Source organism: Rhizobium johnstonii 3841 (assembly GCF_000009265.1).
GTDB lineage: Bacteria > Pseudomonadota > Alphaproteobacteria > Rhizobiales > Rhizobiaceae > Rhizobium > Rhizobium acaciae.
Genome location: NC_008378.1, coordinates 849,455 through 870,021 on the forward strand (window position 1 = coordinate 849,455; position 20,567 = coordinate 870,021).

Genomic DNA, 20,567 nt, shown 5'->3' on the forward strand with positions numbered 1-20,567 from the left:
CCTCCCATTATCGCTCAAACGCCCTGGAACATGCGGGCGCGAGCATTCAGTATGTGTCTTTTCATCGCATCATGCGCTTCGGTTTCCCGGTGCGCGAAGATCGCCTCGACGATCACCGCATGCTCATCCTGGACGCTGCGGATCTGTTCCGGCGTCCGCTTCAAGCTCAAGCTTCGCGTAACGGAATGCCCGATGGCGAAATGCGGCTTGAACCACTCGCGCAGGGTGATGTGGAACTGGTTGCCGGTCGCCATGGCAATTGCATCATGCAGAGCCTGGTCCTCCTCGGCGCCAAGCTCGCCGTTGCGCAAACATTGCTCGATCGACAGAAGCGCTGCCGTTATCCGCTCCTTGTCGACCGGTTGCCAGTTTCGCGCTGCAAGCTCCGCCGCCTCGGCTTCGAGACCGGCGCGGAATTCGAAGAACCGCTGGACATCGGCCAAGGAGCCGACCGGCACCATTTTCAGCATCGACGAATCCGGCCTTTGCCTGACATAGGAACCGGAACCCTTGCGCGAAACGACCAGGCCATCGGCTCTCAAGCGTTCGAGCGCTTCGCGCACGACGGGTCTCGATGCGCCGAAATCAGCGGCGAGCTTCGTCTCCGGCGGCAGCCGTTCGTTCACCGGAAAGTTGCCGTCGGCGATCATCCCCACGATCTTCTCGTAGATGATGTCGCTGAAGCGCGTTGCGCCCCTGTTCGAAACGGCATCGACGGCGAATGTTATCATGGTCCTTTTCTCTCGACGCCGCGTGCGCCGGGTCAGCGGCCGCACCCTGGGCTGTCGCCGGCCATGATGTTCAGGGCGGCGACAGCATCTGACAGATTCAACGTTTTTCGTCCTGCTGGCCGTATTTCAGCGGCACAACGTCGCATTTCAATGCAGCATGGCTACAAAATTTGTAATTATCTGTCAACTCTTGTAATCATTTGAGAACGTGTCTATGGTTTCGGTCGTAGCGCCGAGGAGGGCGTCAGCGTCGGGTCGGGAGCCCGCCGCATCAGCCGGTGCAAAGGCTGCGCCGGCACAAAAGGGAGGAATTCGATGGCCAAAGAAATACTGTCGCGCGGCGTCACCCGCCGCGCCGTGCTTGGTGGCATGGCTGGTGTCGCGGCGCTGTCTATCGCCGGTCGCGTGTCTGCCGCAGGCGGTGAAGCGCCGGCCCTTGCGCAGCTCGCCAAGGATGGAAAGCTGCCGCCGCTCGCCGAGCGCCTGCCGAAAAAGCCGATGGTCGTGACGCCGTTCGAGAAGGTCGGCACCTATGGCGGTTCGCTGCGTCGCGGCCTTCGCGGTTCATCCGACCATAACGGCATCCTGCGTATGGTCGGCAACCAGAGCCTTGTGCGCTGGAACCTCGATTTTACCGCCGTGCAGCCGAACCTTGCCGAGCGCTGGGAGGTCAGCGACGACGCAACACAATTCACGTTCCATCTCATCGAAGGCGTGCGCTGGTCCGACGGTCATCCCTTTACGGCCGATGACGTCGTTTTCGCGATCGAAGACTGCGTCAAGAACACCGAGCTCTACAGCTCGACGCCGGCGCAGCTTGCCGTCGCCGGCAAGCCGGTCACCGTCGAGAAGATCGACGACTATACGGTGAAGTTCACCTTTGCCGCGGCCAACGCGCTTTACCTGGAAAACCTCGCCACACCGCTTGGCCAGCATCCGACGCTGTTCCCGAAGCATTACTGCAGCCAGTTCCTGCCGAAATATAATCCCAATATCGAGGCCGATGCGAAGAAGGCCGGCGTCACCAGTTGGACGGAGCTGTTCCGCAGCCGTTGCGGCGACATCGAGATCCCGTCGCGATGGGGCAATGTCGACAAGCCGACGCTCGATCCATGGGTGGTCAAGGAGCCCTATGCCGGCGGCGCGACGCGCGTCGTCATGACCCGCAACCCTTATTTCTGGCAGGTCGATACCGAGGGCAACCAGCTCCCCTACATCGATGAAATCAACTTCGGCATCTCGCAGGACGTCGAATCGCTGATGCTGAACGTCATCTCTGGAAAAATCGACATCCAGGAACGTCACATCAGCGTTCTGGCCAACAAGCCGACGCTGTCCAAGAACATGGAAAAGGGCGATTATCGGCTGCTGACGCTCGTGCCTTCGGCCTCGCAACAGTGCCAGATCTATTTCAACATCACCCACAAAGATCCTGCCATGCGCAAGATGTTTGCCGACAAGGCGTTCCGGCAAGCGCTTTCGATCGGCATCAATCGCCAGGAGCTCATCGACATCGTCTATTTCGGACAGAGCGAGCCCTACCAGGCCGGGCCGCGTCCGACCCATCCCTGGTATAACGAGACATACGCGCGCCAATTCACCGAATTCGACGCCGACAAGGCAGGCGCGATGCTCGATGAGGCCGGCTATAAGAAAGGCGGCGACGGTTTCCGCCTCCGGCCCGACGGCCAGAAGGTGTTCTTCTCGATCGACGTCATTCCGACCCTCTATCCCGACCTCGTCGATGCACTGGAACTGGTCAAGGCGCATTGGGCTCAGATCGGTATCGACATGAAGGTCAACACGATCGAGCGGGCGCTCTATTACACCCGCGGCGACGACAACGCCCATGATGCGGCGGTGTGGCCGGGTCCTGGCGGTCTCGATCCGATGCTCGATCCGCGCGATTTCTTCGCCTTCCATCCGCAGGGTTCGCGGTACGCCATTCCATGGACGCTTTGGTACACCTCCAACGGTGCACGCGGCGAAGAGCCGCCGGAAAGCCAGAAGAAGCGCATGATGCTCTTCGACGAAGCGCGTTCGACGGCCGATCTCGACAAGCGCGGTGCGATCATGAAGCAGATCTTCGACATCGCGGCCGAGGAATTCGAGACCGTCGGCCTTTGCCTTGCCGTCGGCGGCTTCGGCATCATCCGCAACAATCTGCGCAATGTTCCCGAGAAGGAGCCGGATAGCTGGTCCTGGCCCAATCCCGGTCCGGCAATGCCGCAGCAATTCACCTTCACGAGCTGATTTTCGTCTTGAGCGCCGTGCCATCAGGTACGGCGCTTTCTTTCAGTACGCCCTCCGAGATGCCTTGCCGGTCCTGACCGCCGACAAGGCCCGGGAGGCGGCGTTCAATGCAAGAGGCGCCTCATGCTGGTCTTTATCGCCAAACGCTTCCTATGGATGATTCCATCGCTGTTTGCCGTCAGCTTCCTGGCTTTCGTGCTGATCCAGCTGCCGCCGGGCGATTATGTCACGACCTATATTGCGACGCTGGCAGCATCCAACGAAATCGTCGATCAGAACACGGCGGCGCAATTGCGCGAGCGCTTCGGCCTCGGCGACCCGATGCTCGTCCAATATTTCAAATGGATGTGGGGCATTCTCACGCGCGGCGATTTCGGCATCTCCTTCGAATGGCAGCAGCCGGTCTCGGACCTGATCTGGGAGCGCATGGCGCTGACGCTCGTTCTGGCCCTTTCGACATTGATCGCCACCTGGGCGATCGCGCTGCCGATCGGCGTCTATTCCGCGGTGCGCAAATATTCGATCGGCGACTATTTCTTCACCGCCTTCACCTTTTTCGGCCTGGCTGTTCCATCCTTTCTGCTGGCGCTGGTGCTGATGTACATCGCGGCGGTCGAATTCGGACAGGATGTCGGCGGGCTCTTTTCGCCGGAATATGAGAACGCGTCCTGGAGCTTCGCCAAGATGGTCGACCTCTTCTCGCATCTCTGGCTTCCCGTCATCATCCTTGCCGTCTCCTCGACGGCGAGCCTCATCCGCGTCATGCGCGCCAACATGCTCGATGAATTGCCGAAGCCTTACGTGACCACGGCACGGGCAAAAGGGCTCTCTGAGTTCCGGCTGCTGATGAAATATCCTCTGATGATCGCGCTCAATCCGTTCATCTCGACGATTGCCTGGCTGCTGCCCAATCTCATTTCCGGCTCGGTCGTCGTCGCCATCGTCCTCAATCTGCCGACGGCCGCACCTTTGCTGCTGCAGGCGCTGATGGCCCAGGACATGTATCTCGCCGGCGCCTTCGTTCTGCTGATCTGCGCGCTGACGCTGATAGGCTCTCTGATCAGCGATATCCTGCTTGCGCTGGTCGATCCCCGCATCCGGTTGGAATAGGAGCCTCACGTGGCCGACATCCCCATTACAAATATTCAGCCGGATCGCGCCGCCGTCGCGTCGCAGTGGCAGCTCATCTGGTGGGCTTTCCGCCGGCACCGGCTGGCCATGGTGGCGCTGGTCGTCACCGTACTGATGTATATCGTCGCCGTCATTCCCGGCTTCTTCGCCATCAACGATCCGTACCTGCAAAATGCGCGGGCGACCTTTCACCCGCCGCAGAAATTGCATCTGATCGATACTGAGAACGGCTTCTCCTTCGGCCCGCATTATTATCCGATGAAGCTGACCCGCGATCCGGAAACGCTGGCCGCCATCTACAAGGAAGACACGACGAAACGTGTCGATGTCCAGTTCTTTGGGCGCGGTTATGAATATTCCGTGTTCGGCCTGTTCAGGACCAACATCCATCTGATCGCCTCGCCCGACAAGACGACGCCGCTGCTTCTGTTCGGCGCCGACAGGCTTGGGCGCGACGTCTTCAGCCGAACGGTGCAGGGCTCGCAGATTTCGTTGTCGATCGGCCTCGTCGGCGTCTTCTTCTCGCTGATCCTCGGCATCGTGCTCGGCGGCATCTCGGGGTACTACGGCGGCCGCATCGATTTCTTCCTGCAGCGGGTGATCGATTTCGTGCTGTCGCTGCCGACGATCCCGATCTGGCTGGCAATGGCGGCGGCCCTGCCGCAGGACTGGCCTGCGACGCTGCAATATATGATGATCACGATCATCCTGTCGCTGACCGGCTGGGCGCAGCTCGCCCGCGTCGTTCGCGGCCGCTTCCTGTCCTTGCGCACCGAGGAATTCGTCGCCGCCGCGAGGCTCGACGGCGTTCGCGAAAGGCGCATCATCTTTCGCCACATGCTGCCGAGCTTTGCCAGCCATATCATCGCGTCGATCACGCTTGCGGTGCCGGCGATGATCCTTGCCGAAACCTCTCTCTCCTTCCTGGGGCTCGGGCTACAGCCGCCGACCATCTCCTGGGGCGTGCTTCTGCGCGAGGCCCAGAACATTCGCTCGATCGCCACCGCGCCATGGCTCTTCATGCCGGGCTGTGCCGTCGTGGTCGCCGTGATGGCGCTCAACCTTCTCGGCGACGGCCTGCGCGATGCGGCCGACCCCTACAACAAATGAGGCCGGCATGACCGATATTCTTCCCATTGCCGGCAGGCCGCTGCTTCAAGTGAAAAATCTGACGGTCGAGTTCCCGCTGCGCACCGGCGTCTTTCGCGCCGTCAGCGATCTGTCTTTCTCGATCGAGCCGGGCAAGACGCTCTGTGTCGTCGGCGAAAGCGGATCCGGCAAGTCGGTGACGGCGCGTTCGATCCTGCAGATCGTCGATGCACCCGGCCGCATATCCGGCGGATCGATCATGCTGAACGATCAGAACGGCGGCTCGATCGATCTGACCAGCCTCAATCCGCGCGGGCGTCAGATCCGAGCGATCCGCGGCCGCGACATCGCCATGATCTTCCAGGAGCCGATGTCGTCGCTATCGCCGATCCACACGGTCGGCAACCAGATCGTCGAGGCGCTTCGCCTTCACACCCGGATGAGCAAGGCAGAGGCGCGCGCTGAAGCCATATCACTGCTCAGCCAGGTCGAGATTCCCTCGCCGGAAAAAGCGCTGGACCGATATGCCTTTCAATATTCCGGCGGGATGCGCCAGCGCGCGATGATTGCCATGGCGCTCGCCTGCAAACCGCAGCTGCTGATCGCCGACGAGCCGACCACGGCCCTCGACGTGACGACGCAGGCCGAAATTCTCGACCTGATTGCCCGGCTGCAGAAGGCCAAGGGCATGGCCGTTCTCTTCATCACGCATGACATGGGTGTCGTTGCGCAGATCGCCGACGATGTGCTGGTCATGCACAACGGCGTCGCCAAGGAATATGCGCCGGTCGAGCAGATCTTTCATGCGCCGAAAGACGACTATACCCGCATGCTGATTGGCTCGGTGCTGAAGCTGGAAGCGAAGGCCGAAATCCGGCTGGCGCGCCCGCCGCTCGACACGACGGCGCCACCGATCCTCGAACTGCGCAATGTCTCGATGGATTTCGGCGAGGTGAAAGCGCTGGACGATGTTTCCATTTCGCTTCTGCCGGGCGAAACGCTCGGCATCGTCGGCGAGAGCGGATCCGGCAAGACGACGATGGGTCGCTCGATCATGCGGTTGATCGATCCGACTGCAGGCGAAATCCTCTATCGCCGCGCCGACGGCGACATCATCGATCTGGCAACGGCAAAAGGGCAGACGCTTGCCGCCGCACGGCGGGAATTACGGATGGTGTTTCAGGATCCTTTCGGCTCCCTCAACCCACGCATGACCGTCTCCCAGATCATCGGCGAGCCGCTGCTCGTCAATGGTGTTGCAAAGGGGCGGGCGCTGGAAGAGCGGGTTTGTCACTTGATGGAGCAGGTTGGCCTCGATCCGAGGGCACGCGAACGCTACCCGCACGCCTTCTCCGGCGGCCAGCGCCAGCGCATCGGCATTGCCCGCGCCATCACGCTTAATCCGCGCGTCATCGTTGCCGATGAGGCGACCTCGGCGCTCGACGTTTCCGTGCGCTCGCAGGTGCTCGACCTGTTGATGCGTCTGCAGGACGAACTCGGGCTTGCCTATATCTTCATCAGTCATGATATCGGCGTTATCCGCTACATGTGCGACCGTGTGGGCGTCATGTACAAAGGCCAGCTCGTCGAAATCGGCGACGCGGAGAAGGTCTGCCGCACACCCGAGCACGCCTATACGCAGGCGCTCATATCGGCGATTCCGCGCCCTGATCCGCGTGATCGCGATCAATCGCGGCGCTTCCGCTACGTCGCGCCGGACATTTTGAAGAATGGGAGTTTTCAGCGATGAAAATCACCGGGATCCGCACTTTTCTCATGCATGTCGGTCAGCCCGATCCCGCGAACTGGGCTTCCGACCAACGTTCTGGCGGTGGCGCCTCCAAGCAGTTCGGCGGCACCAGAAACTGGCTCTTTCTGAAGATCGATACCGACGAGGGCATCACCGGCATCGGTGAATGCTCAGGCTGGCCGCGCGTCGTCGAGACGGCGATTCATGATCTCGCCCCACTCCTCATCGGCGAAGATCCGGCCCATACCGAACGGCTATGGCAGAAGATGCATATCGCGATGATGGGCCATGGCATGCTCGGAACGGTCGGAGGCGGTGCGATGACCGGCATCGACATGGCGCTATGGGACATCAAGGGCAAGGCGCTCGGCGTGCCTGTCTGGATGCTGCTCGGCGGCAAGGTGCGCGACCGGATCCCGATCTATTCGCATGCGAATACGCCTGAGCGCGCGCTTGCCATCAAAACGCGCGGCATAAAGGCGATCAAATGCGGCGGCGTCGCCGATCCGGTTCGCAAGGTTGCTGCGCTGCGCGACGCCGTCGGCGACGACATGGACATCGCCATCGATCTGCATGGGCCGCCGTGGCTGACGCCTGCGGATGCCTGCCGGCTGGTGCGGACGCTCGAACCCTATGAATTGATGTGGGTGGAAGATCCGATCGCGCCGGAGAATATCGACGGCTACCGGCGTATCCGCGACGCCGCGCATGTGCCGCTTGCCGCCGGCGAGCGCTCGGCGACCATCTTCGGCGAGCGTGAGCTCATCGAGAAGGAGCTGGTCGACGTCATCCAGCCGGACACCGGCCGGGCCGGCGGCATCACCCAGATGAAGAAGATCGCGGCCATGGCTGAAGCCCATCATATCCAGATGGCGCCGCATTCGGGTTCGCTCGGGCCGGTGGCGGAATATGCGGCTTTGCATCTGCTTGCAGCGATCCCCAACGCCCTCATCCTCGAGCGCCTCGACGACGACTGGGACGGCCGCCGCCAGACGATCGTGCCGCATCCGCAACAGGTCGACGGCTTGATCGCCGTTCCTGATGGCCCGGGACTTGGCTGCGATATCGACGAGGCCTTCGTGGCGCGCTTCCCCAGCAACGGCAATGTCTCGGTGCCGCAAAGTGCCGGTGCCTACAATCCCGGAACCGACAATGAGCATCTCTACGTGCAGACGCGCCAGTCGCGTCGCACCTATTTCAATCGCTAGAAGGACATAAAGATGAAGATCGACCGCATGCGGGTTTTCATGACCCGCGACAAGGACCGTCCGCGCGTGATCGTCGCGCTCGACACCGATGACGGGCTGACGGGTTGGGGCGAATGCTACAATCACGGCCCCGACAAGGCGCTGCCGCCGCTGCTCGATTATCTCTACGGATTTGTCTCCGGCCAGGATCCGACACGCGTGGAGTATCTCGTCAATCTGCTGATCCAGCAGAGCCGGTTTCCGCCGGGGGCGCTTGGCCTTGCCGCGATCTCCGCGCTCGATCACTGCCTGTGGGACCTTGCGGCCAAGGCAGTGAATGTCCCGGTCTACAAGCTGCTCGGCGGCGAAGTGCGCGACCGCATCAAGGTCTACGCCGGTGTCTATACCGCACCGGATGCGCCGGCGGCGCGCGACGAGTTCGATCGTCTGAAGGAGGGATGGGGGTTCACCGCCTTCAAGCTCAGCCCCTGGCGGATCGACATGCACTCCAACCGCTGGGGTAATGTCGTGAAAGCCTCGGCGGATTATTTCCGCTCGCTTCGCGAAACGGTCAATGACGAATACGAAATCGCCTTCGATGCCCATGCGAAGATTTTCGAGCCGATCGCCGCTCGCCAGCTCGGCAATGCGCTGGCGCCTTATGATCCGCTGTTTTTCGAGGAGCCGCTGCGTCCTGAAAATATCGAGGCCTGGGGCGACCTGAAACAGGGGCTCAACTGCACACTTGCGACCGGCGAGTCGCTCTATAACAGAAACGAGTTCCTGCGGCTGCTGCAGGTCAAGGGCGCCGACCTCATCCAGCCCGACATCTGCGTCGTCGGCGGCATCAGTGAAATGCGCCGCATCGCCACACTCGCCGAAGCCTTCTTCGTCGGCGTGGCGCCGCACAACCCGATGGGTCCGCTTGCGACGGCGGTCAACGTTCATTTTTCTGCGGCGGCGCAGAATTTCCGCATCCTCGAATACCGGCTGCCAAAGGGACAGGCTTATGTCTATGGCGGCCTCGATATCGAGAAGCGGGAGGGGGAAACCCGCTACGTCGTCGATCCCTATCTGCCGAAGGACGGCTATCTGGAGCTGCGTCCCGACCGGCCGGGCTGGGGCGTCGAAATGGACGAGAAGGCGATGGAAGAGGAAGGTTACATCCATTGGCAGCGACGCGTGCCGAAGCGGCCCGACGGCTCCTACGCCTTTGCCTGAGGGCATTGCCCGCTTAAAACAGGAGCTGGCCGCCCGCATGGCGCGGCCAGCTCCCGCAGGCGACGCTTCTAGAGCATGAAGCCGAAAAGTGTGAGCGGTTTTCGGGTGACGTTATGCTCTAACTATTTAATTTAGAACAGGATTCAAATTTTAGGCCGACCGGCCTAAAATCATCCTGTTCTAGGCATCTTTCGGCAGCACTGAGCGAACCCTTGCGATGAAGACATGGAAGTCCCGCATGTAAGTGCGAAGGAAATCGGCGGTTTTGTCGTTGGTGACCTCGCCGTCATCGGTGATCAGCCCCGGTGTAAACTGGATGTAGGCTTCCGGGGCATTCATCTGGGGAGAGTTGCAGAAACTGAGCACACTGCGCAAATTCTGCTGGGCGACTGCCGTGCCAATCGCGCCCGGCGACGTGCCGATCACCGCTGACGGCTTGCGTGTGAACGAGTTGGTGCCATACGGGCGGCTCGCCCAGTCGATGGCGTTTTTCAGCCCGCCGGGTATGGATCGATTGTATTCGGGCGTGACGAACAGCACGGCGTCGACGGCCGCGATTGCCGCCTTGAATGCCTTGCCAGCCGGAGGGTAGTCGGCGTCATAGTCGTAGCTGTAGAGCGGCAGGTCCTTGAAGGATATCTCCGACATTTCAAGTTCCGGCGGGGCGAGCCGCACCAACGCCTTGGCGAGCTTGCGGTTGATCGAGCCCTTGGCGAGGCTGCCGATGAGATAGCCTACTTTATGCGTGGTCATGGGGTTCTCCAATATCTCGCATGATAAAGGACGTATCATACGCAAGAAGGGTTTTCCTGTCCTTCGATCGCAAGTCACTAATCGCCGAGGAACGTGACCGTCTCGTCGAGCGGGGCGCGGCCTGTACGGGCGTAACTGACCGTGGGGTCTTCGTACCCGATCGACATGCCGCAGAAGAGGATGAGCCCGTCCGGGGGTGACAAGACCTCTGCGACCGTCTCGCGAACCTGCGACCACGCCATCTGCGGGCAACTGTGCAGACCTTCGGCGCGGAGCAGCAGCATGACGGTCTGCAGATACATGCCGACGTCGGCCCATTGGGGTAGGCCCAGCTCACGGTCGATGTAGCAGAACAGGGCGGCGGGCGCGCCGAAACAATTCCAGTTGGCGATTGCTGCCCGCTGGCGCGCCTCCCAGTCCTCGCGCGCAATGCCGAGCGCGCTGTAGCGCTCCTTGCCGAAGGCGGACCGGCGCTCGCCGTAGGGGGGCTTCAACCCGGCCGGGTACATCTCGTACTGCCGCTTGTCCCAGGCGTCGCCATGAGCCACGCGCTCGACGGCGGTCGTCTTGAGCTCTGCCAGCGGTGCGCCGGTCATCACGTAGGTGTTCCACGGCTGGATATTCGATCCTGACGGCGACCAAGCTGCGGCGGACAGCACACGCTCAAGCACCTCCCTCTCCACAGGCTCGTCTTTGAATCCGCGCACCGACCGTCGACTTTTGACTGCCTCATATACGTCCATGATCGCCTCCATGCCGCCGGCCGTTCGTTACGTCCATGCTCATGGCCGTTTCCTCCTGACTGTTCCGTTCCTGATGTGGTTCATTATCTCCATTCGCAATGGAGGCGTAATCACACCGTGGTCTAGGAGGCATACATCAAACGTACATCAGGGATCGATGCGTTCGGGGGGGCATGTGGGCGAAGCATCGCGGGACTCCCGCGCCACGGGCATCCAGGTCTGGAATGACGCCCCTGAACGGACTCAGCTTGGCGCTTACGCTCAAGCCGCAGTCATCTTTTTCGCCGTCTTCGCCATTGCGCTGCTCTTCGTTGCCGCGGCACCGATCCCGAGTTGCCGACAAGATCATGCTCCAATCATGAGCCGCAAGAGCAACGCTTCGTCATTTTGTCAGGCGCCTACGGCTCGGACGCGTTCCACTGGGGAGCGAGGATGCCATCCGAAGATCTCGGCGAGCGTATCGAGCATCGCCGTGGCCGCGGCGGATTGAAGTGAATAGTAGATCGTCTGGGCAGCCCTTCGCGTCTGCACGAGTTCCTGTTCTCGAAGAATTGCCAAATGCTGGGAAGTCGAAGATTGGCTCAATCCCACCTCGTCGGCCAGGACGCTGACGGACATTTCTCCTTCGGCCAACAGATGCAGAATGTGAAGTCGTTTGGCATTCCCCATGGCCGAGAGGAAGTTTGCCTCGTTGTCGAAGGCGTTGGTTTCAGGGGAAGGCGCGGCTGACGATTGATTGTTCAAGGCGAGATCTCCTTTGGGGAATCAAAGCCGGGTACCTGGTCTATCCCCGAGCTTTAATTTAGAGATAACGCATGGGTGCGGGGCCGAAACCCATTATCGGCGCCGCATCGTCTTTTCCGGCGCGAATCGGATACGGCGCGCATCAAATGGACAGCGACGGCAGATCATTCTCGAGGCCGGCATCCTTCGCCTATAAGCTATCGCGGGCCGACCTGGCGCATTTGCGTGGGCAGCGTTTCCCAGGCCCGGATCAGTTCGCCGATGGAGGCCGCCTCCATCTTGTGCATGACATTGCTGCGATGCAGCTTGACCGTCACTTCGCTGATGCCGAGGTCGAAGGCGATCTGCTTGTTGAGGCGGCCGCGCGCCACTTCATGCAGGACCTCGCGCTCGCGCTGCGTCAGTGTCTCCAGGCGCTTGATATTGCGCTCGGCGATCGCGGCTTCCGCCCGTCGCTCGGCATCCATCGCAATGCCGGCAGTCACGGCGTCGAGCAGGGTCTGGTCTCGCACCGGTTTGGTGAGAAAATCCACGGCACCGGCCTTCATCGCCTGGACGGTCATCGGGATGTCGCCATGCCCGGTCAGGAAGATGATCGGCTTGGAAATGCCGTTTTCGGCCAGATGGCTCTGCAGGTGAAGGCCGCTTGCGCCTGGCATGCGCACGTCGAGGATCAGGCAGCCGGGGCTATCCAGTATATCGGCGTCAAGCAATTCTCGGGTCGAAGCAAAACTGGTCGACTGGAAACCCGCCGACTGGATCAGCTCCGACAGCGCTTCGCGGACCGATGCGTCGTCGTCGACGATAATGACAAGCGGCCGGTTGTCTTCATAACTGCATTGCAATGATAACGGCGCCGATCTCCGCAGCAACGGCTGGTCAACTCTCATGTCAGCCTCCATCTGTCGATTTATGCAAAGCGTTGGCAATGGCCGCCAGCAGGGCCTGGGCATCGAAGGGCTTGCGGAAAAATCCGCTTGCGCCTTGAGCGCGTCCCTGATCGGCTATCTCGTGGCGGCCCGTGATCATGAATACCGGCAGCTCCGGACGCGACTTCCTCACCAGGTCACGAAGTTCGAAGCCGTCGATACCAGGCATTCCGATATCGGTGATGAGCAGGTCGAGGTCCGACAGCCCGTTGACGAGCAGCGAGCCCGCCGATGAGAAACTGCGGGCCACATAACCCGCAGATTCCAGAAGGTCGCCCATCGATTCAAGCAACCTTGGATCGTCATCGACAATTGCCACGACGTGTCTTGTCTTGTTCATGTTTCAATTCCCTCCCACTCGGCGCGAGTGGGTTATCGGTATTTCCAATCTCTCCGCGATCCGCACCAGATCGGCGAGCGATGCCGCGGCCATTTTCTGCATTACGTTTCTTCTGTGGATCTGCAGCGTCACTTCGCTGATCCCCAATTCGGCTGCGGCCTGCTTGTTGAGAAGACCGCTGACGACCAGCGGCAGCACCTCGCGCTCGCGCGGCGTCAGGTCGAGATAGTGTTGTCTCAGCACGTCGATCTCGGCGCGCTCGGCTCTCTTTTCCCGATCCTGAGCAATCGCCGCGTGGATTGCCGCCATGAGATTCGCATCGCTGAACGGCTTGGTCAGGAAGTCCACCGCGCCATGCTTGATCGCACGCACGGAGGAGGGAATGTCGCCGTGTCCCGTAATGAAGACGATCGGCGGATGATCCCTGTCGGCGATCTGCCTCTGCAGATCGAGGCCGTTGATGTCAGGCAGCTCGATATCCAGCACGAGGCAGGCGGGCACGTCCGGCTTGTCCGCTCTCACGTAGTCGCAGGCCGATTCGAAGGCGATGGCATTCATGCCGTGCGAGTCCAGCAGTTCGCCGAGCGCTTCCCGGATACGTTCATCGTCGTCGACGATGAAGACGATATGGTCGTCGGCCGTCATGGCGCCGCCTTCGTTTCAATAGGCAATGTGAAGATCAACGTCGCTCCGCAAGGATTGTTCTTCTCGGCCCACAATCGTCCGCCGTGCAGTTCGACGATCGAGCGGCAGATGGCCAGCCCCATGCCCATGCCGTTTTCCTTGGTCGTAAAGAACGGCTCGAACATCTTTTCGGGAAAATCGATGCCCTGGCCGCGATCGCTGATCTCGGTCTGGAGGATATTCCCGATCTGGCGTACGCGGATTTCGATGACCCTGTCGCCTGTCGTGGCGTCCATTGCCTCGATGCCGTTGCGGATGAGATTGATCAGAACCTGCTGGATCTGAACGCGGTCGATTGAGACGAGCGGAAGGGTGGCATCGACCTCCACCTCCATCCGAACGTGACGACGCCAGGCCTCGTCGGTCATGAGGTTGCGCGCTTCATTGACGATGCCGGAGAGCGTCGATGGGATCCTCCTATCTGCGGATTGCTTGAACAGAGCGCGAATGCGGCTGACGACATCCGCCGCCGAGTTGGCATCCCGGATGATGCGCTCGACCGTCCTCTGTGCCCGCTCCATATTCGGCGGCTCGGCCATGAGCCAGCGCTGGCAGGCGTGTGAGTTGGCCACGACGGCCGCAAGCGGCTGGTTCACCTCGTGCGCGATGGAGGCTGAAAGCTCCGCCAGGCTCGCCACCTGGCTCGCCCGTGCAAGACCCTCTCGCGCTCGACGCAGATCTTCCTCCGCGTGAACCTCACCGTCGATATCAAGGCAGATGACATTCCACTGGACGATGACGCCTTCGGCATTGCGCATCGGTGCCGCACGCGTCTCGACCCAGCGATATTCACCATCATGGCGCCGCAGACGGTGCCTACGCGCATAGGGCTCGCCAGTGGACAATGAACGGGCATAGTTTTCTTTGACCCCTGCCACATCGTCGGGATGAACACCGGCATCGAGTGTGCCGTCCAGCCGGGTTTTGCCCGTTCCATCCAACTCTTCGAGATTATAACCGAGGAAGTCGCGCAGTTGCTGGCTGCGATAGATCGGTTCTCCATCAGGTGCTGCGCAATCGATCATTGCCGGCAGCGTTTCAACGAGCTGCCAGAGCGATCGTTCTCTCTCTCGCAGTGCCTCCTCGACACGCAGTTGATCGTCGATGTCATGAGACAGACCATACCATTGGACGATCCGGCCGCTCTGATCCCGCAGCGGCTCCGCGCTGCCTTTCACCCAGCGGTAGACGCCATCGGCGCGCCGCAGGCGATATTGGCTGGAGAAACGCTGCCCGGTGGCGAAGGAATGGTTGAGCGCTTGCTCGAGGCCGGCTGCATCGTCGGGATGGACGGCGGCCTCGATGAGCGCCGCCAGCCGGCTGACACCCGGCTTTTCCGTATCGGCAATGTCGAGACCCAAAAAATCGATCAGGCGCTGATTGAAGAAGGTTGGAGCGCCTTCCGGATCGAGCCGCCAGAGCAGGCTCGGGACCATGTCCACGAGTTGGGAAAGCTCCCGTTCCCGGTCGCGTAGCGCTTCCTGCGCGCGCATCTCGTCGTCGATGTCGACGGAGATGACATACCATTGCATGATAGCGCCGCTTTGATCGCGCAGCGGCTCGGCTCGGCCATCGACCCAGCGATAGGCTCCGTCGAAACGGCGCATGCGATATTTTATCGAGAAGGGATCGCCGCTGGTGAGGGAATGATGAACCGTCTCCAGCAACCTCGATGCGTCATCGGGATGGACGAGGGTGTGAATGACCGAGGAGAGGCGGCTCATGCCAGGCTTGTCCATATCGCCCACATCGAGACCGAAAAAGTCGATCAGGCGCTTGTTGAAGAAGACCGGCTCGCCTTCCGGCGTCAGGCGCCTGATCTGGACCGGGACCATGTCCACGAGCTGCGACAGCTCGCGTTCGCGGTCGCGCAACGCCTCCAGCGCGCGCACCTCCTCGTCGATATCGAGGGAGACGCCGTACCATTGCACGACCGTTCCGTCGTCATCGCGTCGCGGCTCCACCCTGCATTCGGCCCAGCGGTAGACGCCATCTTTTTCAAGCCAGCGAAACCGCATGACGGAGCCGCCGCCGATTTCGAAACAATTGCGTAGCGTGCGCTGCACGTCGGGCGCATCCTCGGGATGAATCAGCTGCTGCAGCAACTCGTCGATACGCGGTTCGGCCCGCGCGTCGAAATTGGCGATGACGGCGCGGAAATGATCCTGGTAGCGTTTGTTGAAGTAGGTCGATCCGCCTGTCGGTTCCACGCTCCATATTCGGACCGGCACGGCGTCGATCATCTGCAGAAGCTGTTTTTCGCTCCGCCGGATGGCCTCTTCGGCACGCATCTGATCGTCGATATCATGACAAAGGCCGTACCACTGGACGATCTTTCCGGCCTGATCGCGCATCGGCTCGGCTCGGCTCGACATCCAGCGATAGAGACCATCGGCGCGCCGCAGCCGATACCGCATGACGAAGCTCTCGCCGGTGGCGAGGCAATGGCGAAGGGCGTCCCTGAAACCGGCTGTATCATCGGGATGAACGGTGGCCTGCAGGACCGCCTCCAGCCGGCTCATGCCTGGCCTGTCCGAGTCCGCCACGTCAAGACCGAGGAAATCGACCATCCGCCTATTGAAGAAGGTCGGCTCGCCCTCGGGTGTCAGACGCCAGACATGGCTTGGAACCATGTCCACGAGTTGCGAGAGTTCCCGTTCCCGGTCGCGTAACGTCTCCACGTTCTGGCGCAATGTGAGCACTGCCAGCTGGTGCTGTCGGGATATGGCGGCGACAATCAGCGCCGAAAATGCCGAGATGGCCAGAAACAGCTGCAGCATGATCTGATTGTGTTTCTGGGATTCGGGATCACCGGCAAACTGGCTGGCGCCTGTTATCGTGAATACCGCCGTGATCAGAGCAAGCAGAGCGAGCGATACCGCGGCGCCCTTGAACTCGAAGCGGACCGCGGCCCAAAGAAGAGGGGGCATGATGATATAGGCAAAAGGAAGGTAGCCGCTCAGTGAAAGAGCCGCGACACCGAGAAAGATCAGCCCCAGGACGCAGGCTTCCACCCATTGCGCGGCCGAGAACTGCGTCTTGCTGCGCCAGCTGTGAAAGAGGACCAACGCCAGCGGCGAAACGATGAGGACACCGGTTGCGTCTCCGATCCACCATAGCGGCCAGGCCGTCGCAAAGGATTGCGATTGGATCGCGAACCAGGCAAGCGTGGCACTTCCCACGGTCGCGCTCACGATCGGTGCAATTCCGGCAGCCAGGATGACAAATGTGAGAACTTCCTGCAGAGTTTCCAGCTGACCCGGGTGCTTCAAGGTCCGGTTGACCAGCCATGCCGCGACCATTGCTCCAAGAGCGTTGCCGGCATAGATCAGGAAGGCCGCGGGCACGGGGCTGGAGAACCACAGGAAATTGCTGAACATCTCTGCCAGGCAGCCCGCCAGGATCCACCATGGCCAGCTGCGCCTGGAGGCGAGGATGAGGGTCGCGACGAAAAGCCCGCCCGGAGGCCAGATGGAAATACCCGTTCCCGGCACGATTGCCAGCGACTGAGCGAAGCCGCAGGCGAGTACATAGGCGAGGAAGAAAAGCCCCAGATGCAGGAGCTGGGGACGGTGCGACCAGACGCTCAGCATCAACTGCTCCTGCCGGACAGAGAGAACCGGGGGATCGTCAGCATTTCCTGCAGCAGTCGTTCTCGATTTTGGGGCTGGCGAGCTCATGTTACAAAGCGTAATCCCGCCGCACCACAACCGCAACTCATGGAAACCCATGCATTGCGCGGAAATGTAGCCGGAATGTTCGGGCGAACGACGGATCTGAAGACTGTTCAGTTTTCCCGATGGCGCATCCTAGACTTCAGGCTGGTTCCGCTATGCCCAACGGCTAGGGCGCCAGACCTCAGGCACGATGGAAGGCGTCCGGCTTTCCGGTCATTGTCGATCCGCGTGAGGCATTGCAGAAGACATGCAGCAGAGGATGCCGATATGAAAGTCACGGTTGTGGGAGCAAGCGGTCTCATCGGAACGCGGCTCAGCGAGAAGTTGCGCCGATCGGGCCACGACGTCGCGGCCGCATCATTGTCGCTTGGCGTCGACACGGTTACCGGCAAGGGACTGGACGTGGTGATGGCGGGAACCGAAGTCGTTGTGGACGTGACGAATGCCGCATCGTTTGGTGACAGTTCGGCGTTCGATTTCTTCAAGGCGTCGACGAAGAACTTGCTCGCAGCTGCGGCGGAAGCCGGCATCAGGCACTATCTCGCACTCTCGGTCGTTGGCACGCCGCACCTCGTGGAGAGTGACTATTTTCGCGCGAAAATGGTGCAGGAAAATCTCATCCGGGCTTCAGGCCGACCCTATACGATCCTCCGCTCCACGCAATTTTACGAGTTCATAAACGGGTTGATCGACATCGGGGCTGAAGGCAATGTCTTTCGGTTGCCATCGGCCTTCATGAGGCCGGTCGCAGCCGGGGATGTCGCCGCATTCCTGGCGGAACTGGCAGCCGGCGCTCCTTCGGGCGATGTCGTCGAAATCGGCGGCCCGGAGCAGTTCGGCATCGATGAAATCGCCCGGATCTATCTCGCCGCGAACGAAGACGAACGGCAGGTGATAACCGATCAATCCACGTCGTATTTCGGAGTCGAACTGACCGACGACGCCCTCATTCCCGGCGCCGGTGCGCGCATGGCGCGACAGACGCTTTCCGACTGGCTCAACCAATCGATGGGGGAGTAGGCCGTGCGGCTTTTCTTCCGGCCGGTTGGAGACTTAAGATCGACCCGCCACAGAACGTTCATCTGGCTGCGATTAGAACCCTCAAAGGCTCACCGCAATCTTTGAATAGAGATGAACGGGGGTTCAAGGCTTGCCTCCTGAAAGATTGGCGGCGGGTACAATAATGAGCGAGCATATTCCGTGTCGGTTGAGCAGCGTTTAACCCAGCCGCCTAGATCAGTGCTTCGGGGATGCCCCAAGGTTGACAAAAAGACATCCATTGCCGATCTCTATCTGGGTCAGAAGGTCGGCCCTTACCTCTTCGCCAACAACCGCTTTTATGTGCCGCCACTTTTGGCTCTTCGGATGTGCGGGCACCGGTACGCCCTCTCGCAAGAACAGCGTCACTTCAGGAGCTTCATCTGATTTGTAGATGCAAATTCTCACCGGCTCACATCCCTGTTGACAGCAAATATTGTGCACTGCAAAACAAGGGATGGCAAACATTCATTTGCCGGGTAAGTCAACGTTGGGCCGGTGTAGACCCGTGATCGTGAGGCGCACCCTGCCGCCCGATGCTGAGGCCGGCGGAAGGTCGAGGGGCGCGACGCCGGAGGTTCGGATGTTTTCACCTAAGTCGCCGGGGTTCATCACTCGAAGCATTCAAGAAACCTTTATGAAGCTCAGGGTTGAACTAGTCGCACCCCGCTCCAAATCCCGTCGGCAGCAGTCGAAAAGGAGGGGAGGCGCACATGGGCAACGCACAGATCGATCGGGTCGGTCGGGTGAGATCAGGCTTGGGTTTCATTCTCGTCCTCGTTTCCCTGCTGTCCAGCCCTCAATCCTTCGCCGCACCCGCCGATATCGGCGGCTTGACGGTGATCCTGCCCGATGCCGCTTCCGGCTGGAGGAAAGCCGGCAAGGGCAATCTGTTCATGCTGCAGAAAGATTTTCCGGAAACGGAGGACGACAAGCGCGGCAATGCTCTAATTCAGATCACCAAGCCGCTCCCGGCAGCGCGCAGTTCCCTGCAGGCCGGCATGAAGACCTTCGTCGCGACGCTGCCCGACATGGCGAAGGAAGATATCCTGATCAAGCATTACGGGGTCACGGTGAACGGCTACGATATCCGCGTGGAAGAACGCTGCTGCGTTCATCAGAAGAACGTCAGTATCAGCCAGATCGTCGTCGGCATCGCCGGCGACAAGCGGCAGGCCTTTCTGCAGCTGGTGCTGCTGAATGTGAGCGGCGACAGAAGCAGTAGTGCCGAGGCCGATTTCGCAAGCCTCGTGCGCTCGGTGAGGCTTGATCCTTCCGACAAGGATTTCGATCTGGTGCCGGCGAGTGACGACGGCGGGCTGGACGGCGTCTTCACCCATCTCGATACCGGTCTCCGGCCGAACGTCTTCGGCGGTATGGATTTCTATTCGGACAGCACGATCACCATGTTCGACCCGAAGGGGCTGTTCGGCACGGAGCTGCCGAAGGGCGGCCGGAGCATTGCCGAACATTGCAGGGACACCCCGACAGATTGCGGCCTCTACAAGCTTGCCGGCGGCGGGTTTTTCTTTTCCGCCGGGTCGATCGAAATGCGCAGCGTCACCTCCGCCTACGGCACGATCGAGATCGAGACGAAGACATTCTCGAAAAAAGGGGAGGACTTGATGATTGCCGACGCAGACTACCGCGCCGTGCCGCCATTTGATGAGGGCACGACGCTCGACGGCGAATGGGTATCCACCTTCGCCTCGAGCGGGATGACGGCGACCTCATCGGGATCGGTGGCTTCCAGCCATACGCTGAGGCTTCATCGAAACGGTACTTTCGAACGCACAGGCTGGTCGCGCGCCTCGATGACGAACGAAATTGGCGGATCGCAATCGGGCGTCACCACGTCAAGCAACCGGCCGGGCGCAAGCGGACGCTACAAGCTTTCGGGATACCGTATCGACCTGACCGATGCGAGCGGCAAGACGGAGACCATGAGCATATTCGAGCCGGACAAAGGTTCCGACGGGCTTCTGGTGATCAACGGCAACAACTACCTGAAGGACGATGAGAAATAGAGAGGAAGCGCCCAAGCTATTGATACATTAGGCTTATATAGCGACGCGGTTAACCTCCCGATCGGCTGGAAAGCCACCGTGGTTAGTCACTTCGAGTGATCGGCAATGCGCGAATCACTTGAAATCTGGCTCATGTCGCCAGCCGCCGCGATGGGCTGAAACGGGCGGTTTGGTTAAGCATTTGTAAATTGGTAACGAATCGAGGCATATAGTAACTGCGCAACTGAAGCGCTTTCGTTCAAAATTGCGCAGTTACTTGGGAAAAAGATC

General features: G+C 60.6%; 16 protein-coding genes. 8 read left to right on the plus strand and 8 right to left on the minus strand.

Annotation, left to right across the window (positions count from 1 at the left end):
* Window positions 1-14 precede the first annotated feature (14 nt).
* Entirely contained in the window at window positions 15-728 is a 714-nt protein-coding gene (locus RL_RS36805; RefSeq protein WP_026160238.1) for a FadR/GntR family transcriptional regulator, read from the minus strand.
* A gap of 318 nt (window positions 729-1,046) precedes the next feature.
* On the opposite strand from RL_RS36805, the gene RL_RS36810 reads away from it, so the two are divergent.
* The 6 genes from RL_RS36810 (at window position 1,047) to RL_RS36835 (ending at window position 9,362) form a co-directional block, all read left to right on the plus strand.
* Entirely contained in the window at window positions 1,047-2,984 is a 1,938-nt protein-coding gene (locus RL_RS36810) for an ABC transporter substrate-binding protein (RefSeq protein WP_011649529.1), read from the plus strand.
* 123 nt (window positions 2,985-3,107) lie between these two features.
* Complete coding sequence (locus RL_RS36815) at window positions 3,108-4,094, plus strand: ABC transporter permease (RefSeq protein WP_003550108.1); 987 nt, start codon at window positions 3,108-3,110, stop codon at window positions 4,092-4,094.
* Window positions 4,095-4,103: 9 nt separating this feature from the next.
* Window positions 4,104-5,225 (plus strand): ABC transporter permease, encoded by a 1,122-nt coding sequence (locus RL_RS36820; protein WP_011649530.1) that lies wholly within the window; start codon window positions 4,104-4,106, stop codon window positions 5,223-5,225.
* 7 nt (window positions 5,226-5,232) lie between these two features.
* Window positions 5,233-6,954 carry an ABC transporter ATP-binding protein gene (locus tag RL_RS36825; RefSeq protein ID WP_011649531.1) on the plus strand — a complete coding sequence of 574 codons (1,722 nt, stop codon included), beginning with the start codon at window positions 5,233-5,235 and terminating at the stop codon, window positions 6,952-6,954.
* The gene (locus RL_RS36830; protein ID WP_011649532.1) at window positions 6,951-8,162 is read left to right on the plus strand and encodes a mandelate racemase/muconate lactonizing enzyme family protein; all 1,212 of its coding nucleotides are present in this window, start codon (window positions 6,951-6,953) and stop codon (window positions 8,160-8,162) included. Before RL_RS36825 ends, RL_RS36830 begins: the two co-directional genes overlap by 4 nt.
* Window positions 8,163-8,174: 12 nt before the next feature.
* A complete protein-coding gene (locus RL_RS36835; RefSeq protein ID WP_011649533.1) occupies window positions 8,175-9,362 on the plus strand; it encodes a galactarate dehydratase in 1,188 nt (395 codons plus the stop codon).
* Window positions 9,363-9,542: 180 nt separating this feature from the next.
* On the opposite strand, the gene RL_RS36840 is transcribed toward RL_RS36835, so the two are convergent.
* The 7 genes from RL_RS36840 to RL_RS36870 all read right to left on the minus strand — a co-directional run bounded on the left by RL_RS36840 (window position 9,543) and on the right by RL_RS36870 (window position 17,148).
* Window positions 9,543-10,115 (minus strand): NADPH-dependent FMN reductase, encoded by a 573-nt coding sequence (locus RL_RS36840; protein WP_028743053.1) that lies wholly within the window; start codon window positions 10,113-10,115, stop codon window positions 9,543-9,545.
* A 77-nt stretch (window positions 10,116-10,192) separates the two neighbouring features.
* Window positions 10,193-10,858 (minus strand): nitroreductase, encoded by a 666-nt coding sequence (locus tag RL_RS36845; RefSeq protein ID WP_011649535.1) that lies wholly within the window; start codon window positions 10,856-10,858, stop codon window positions 10,193-10,195.
* 390 nt (window positions 10,859-11,248) lie between these two features.
* Window positions 11,249-11,602 (minus strand): ArsR/SmtB family transcription factor, encoded by a 354-nt coding sequence (locus tag RL_RS36850; protein ID WP_011649536.1) that lies wholly within the window; start codon window positions 11,600-11,602, stop codon window positions 11,249-11,251.
* Window positions 11,603-11,799: 197 nt separating this feature from the next.
* Window positions 11,800-12,492 (minus strand): response regulator transcription factor, encoded by a 693-nt coding sequence (locus RL_RS36855; RefSeq protein WP_011649537.1) that lies wholly within the window; start codon window positions 12,490-12,492, stop codon window positions 11,800-11,802.
* A 1-nt stretch (window position 12,493) separates the two neighbouring features.
* Complete coding sequence (locus tag RL_RS36860) at window positions 12,494-12,871, minus strand: response regulator (RefSeq protein ID WP_003550117.1); 378 nt, start codon at window positions 12,869-12,871, stop codon at window positions 12,494-12,496.
* Window positions 12,872-12,874: 3 nt separating this feature from the next.
* Entirely contained in the window at window positions 12,875-13,516 is a 642-nt protein-coding gene (locus RL_RS36865) for a response regulator transcription factor (protein WP_011649538.1), read from the minus strand.
* Window positions 13,513-17,148 carry a PAS domain-containing protein gene (locus RL_RS36870; protein ID WP_011649539.1) on the minus strand — a complete coding sequence of 1,212 codons (3,636 nt, stop codon included), beginning with the start codon at window positions 17,146-17,148 and terminating at the stop codon, window positions 13,513-13,515. The genes RL_RS36865 and RL_RS36870 overlap by 4 nt, the downstream gene beginning before the upstream one ends.
* A 351-nt stretch (window positions 17,149-17,499) precedes the next feature.
* Here RL_RS36870 and RL_RS36875 point away from each other — a divergent pair, with 351 nt between their 5' ends.
* Window positions 17,500-18,252 (plus strand): SDR family oxidoreductase, encoded by a 753-nt coding sequence (locus tag RL_RS36875; RefSeq protein WP_011649540.1) that lies wholly within the window; start codon window positions 17,500-17,502, stop codon window positions 18,250-18,252.
* 731 nt (window positions 18,253-18,983) lie between these two features.
* Window positions 18,984-20,297, plus strand: a complete 1,314-nt coding sequence (locus RL_RS36880; protein ID WP_011649542.1) for a hypothetical protein — start codon at window positions 18,984-18,986, stop codon at window positions 20,295-20,297.
* The last annotated feature ends 270 nt before the right edge of the window (window positions 20,298-20,567 follow it).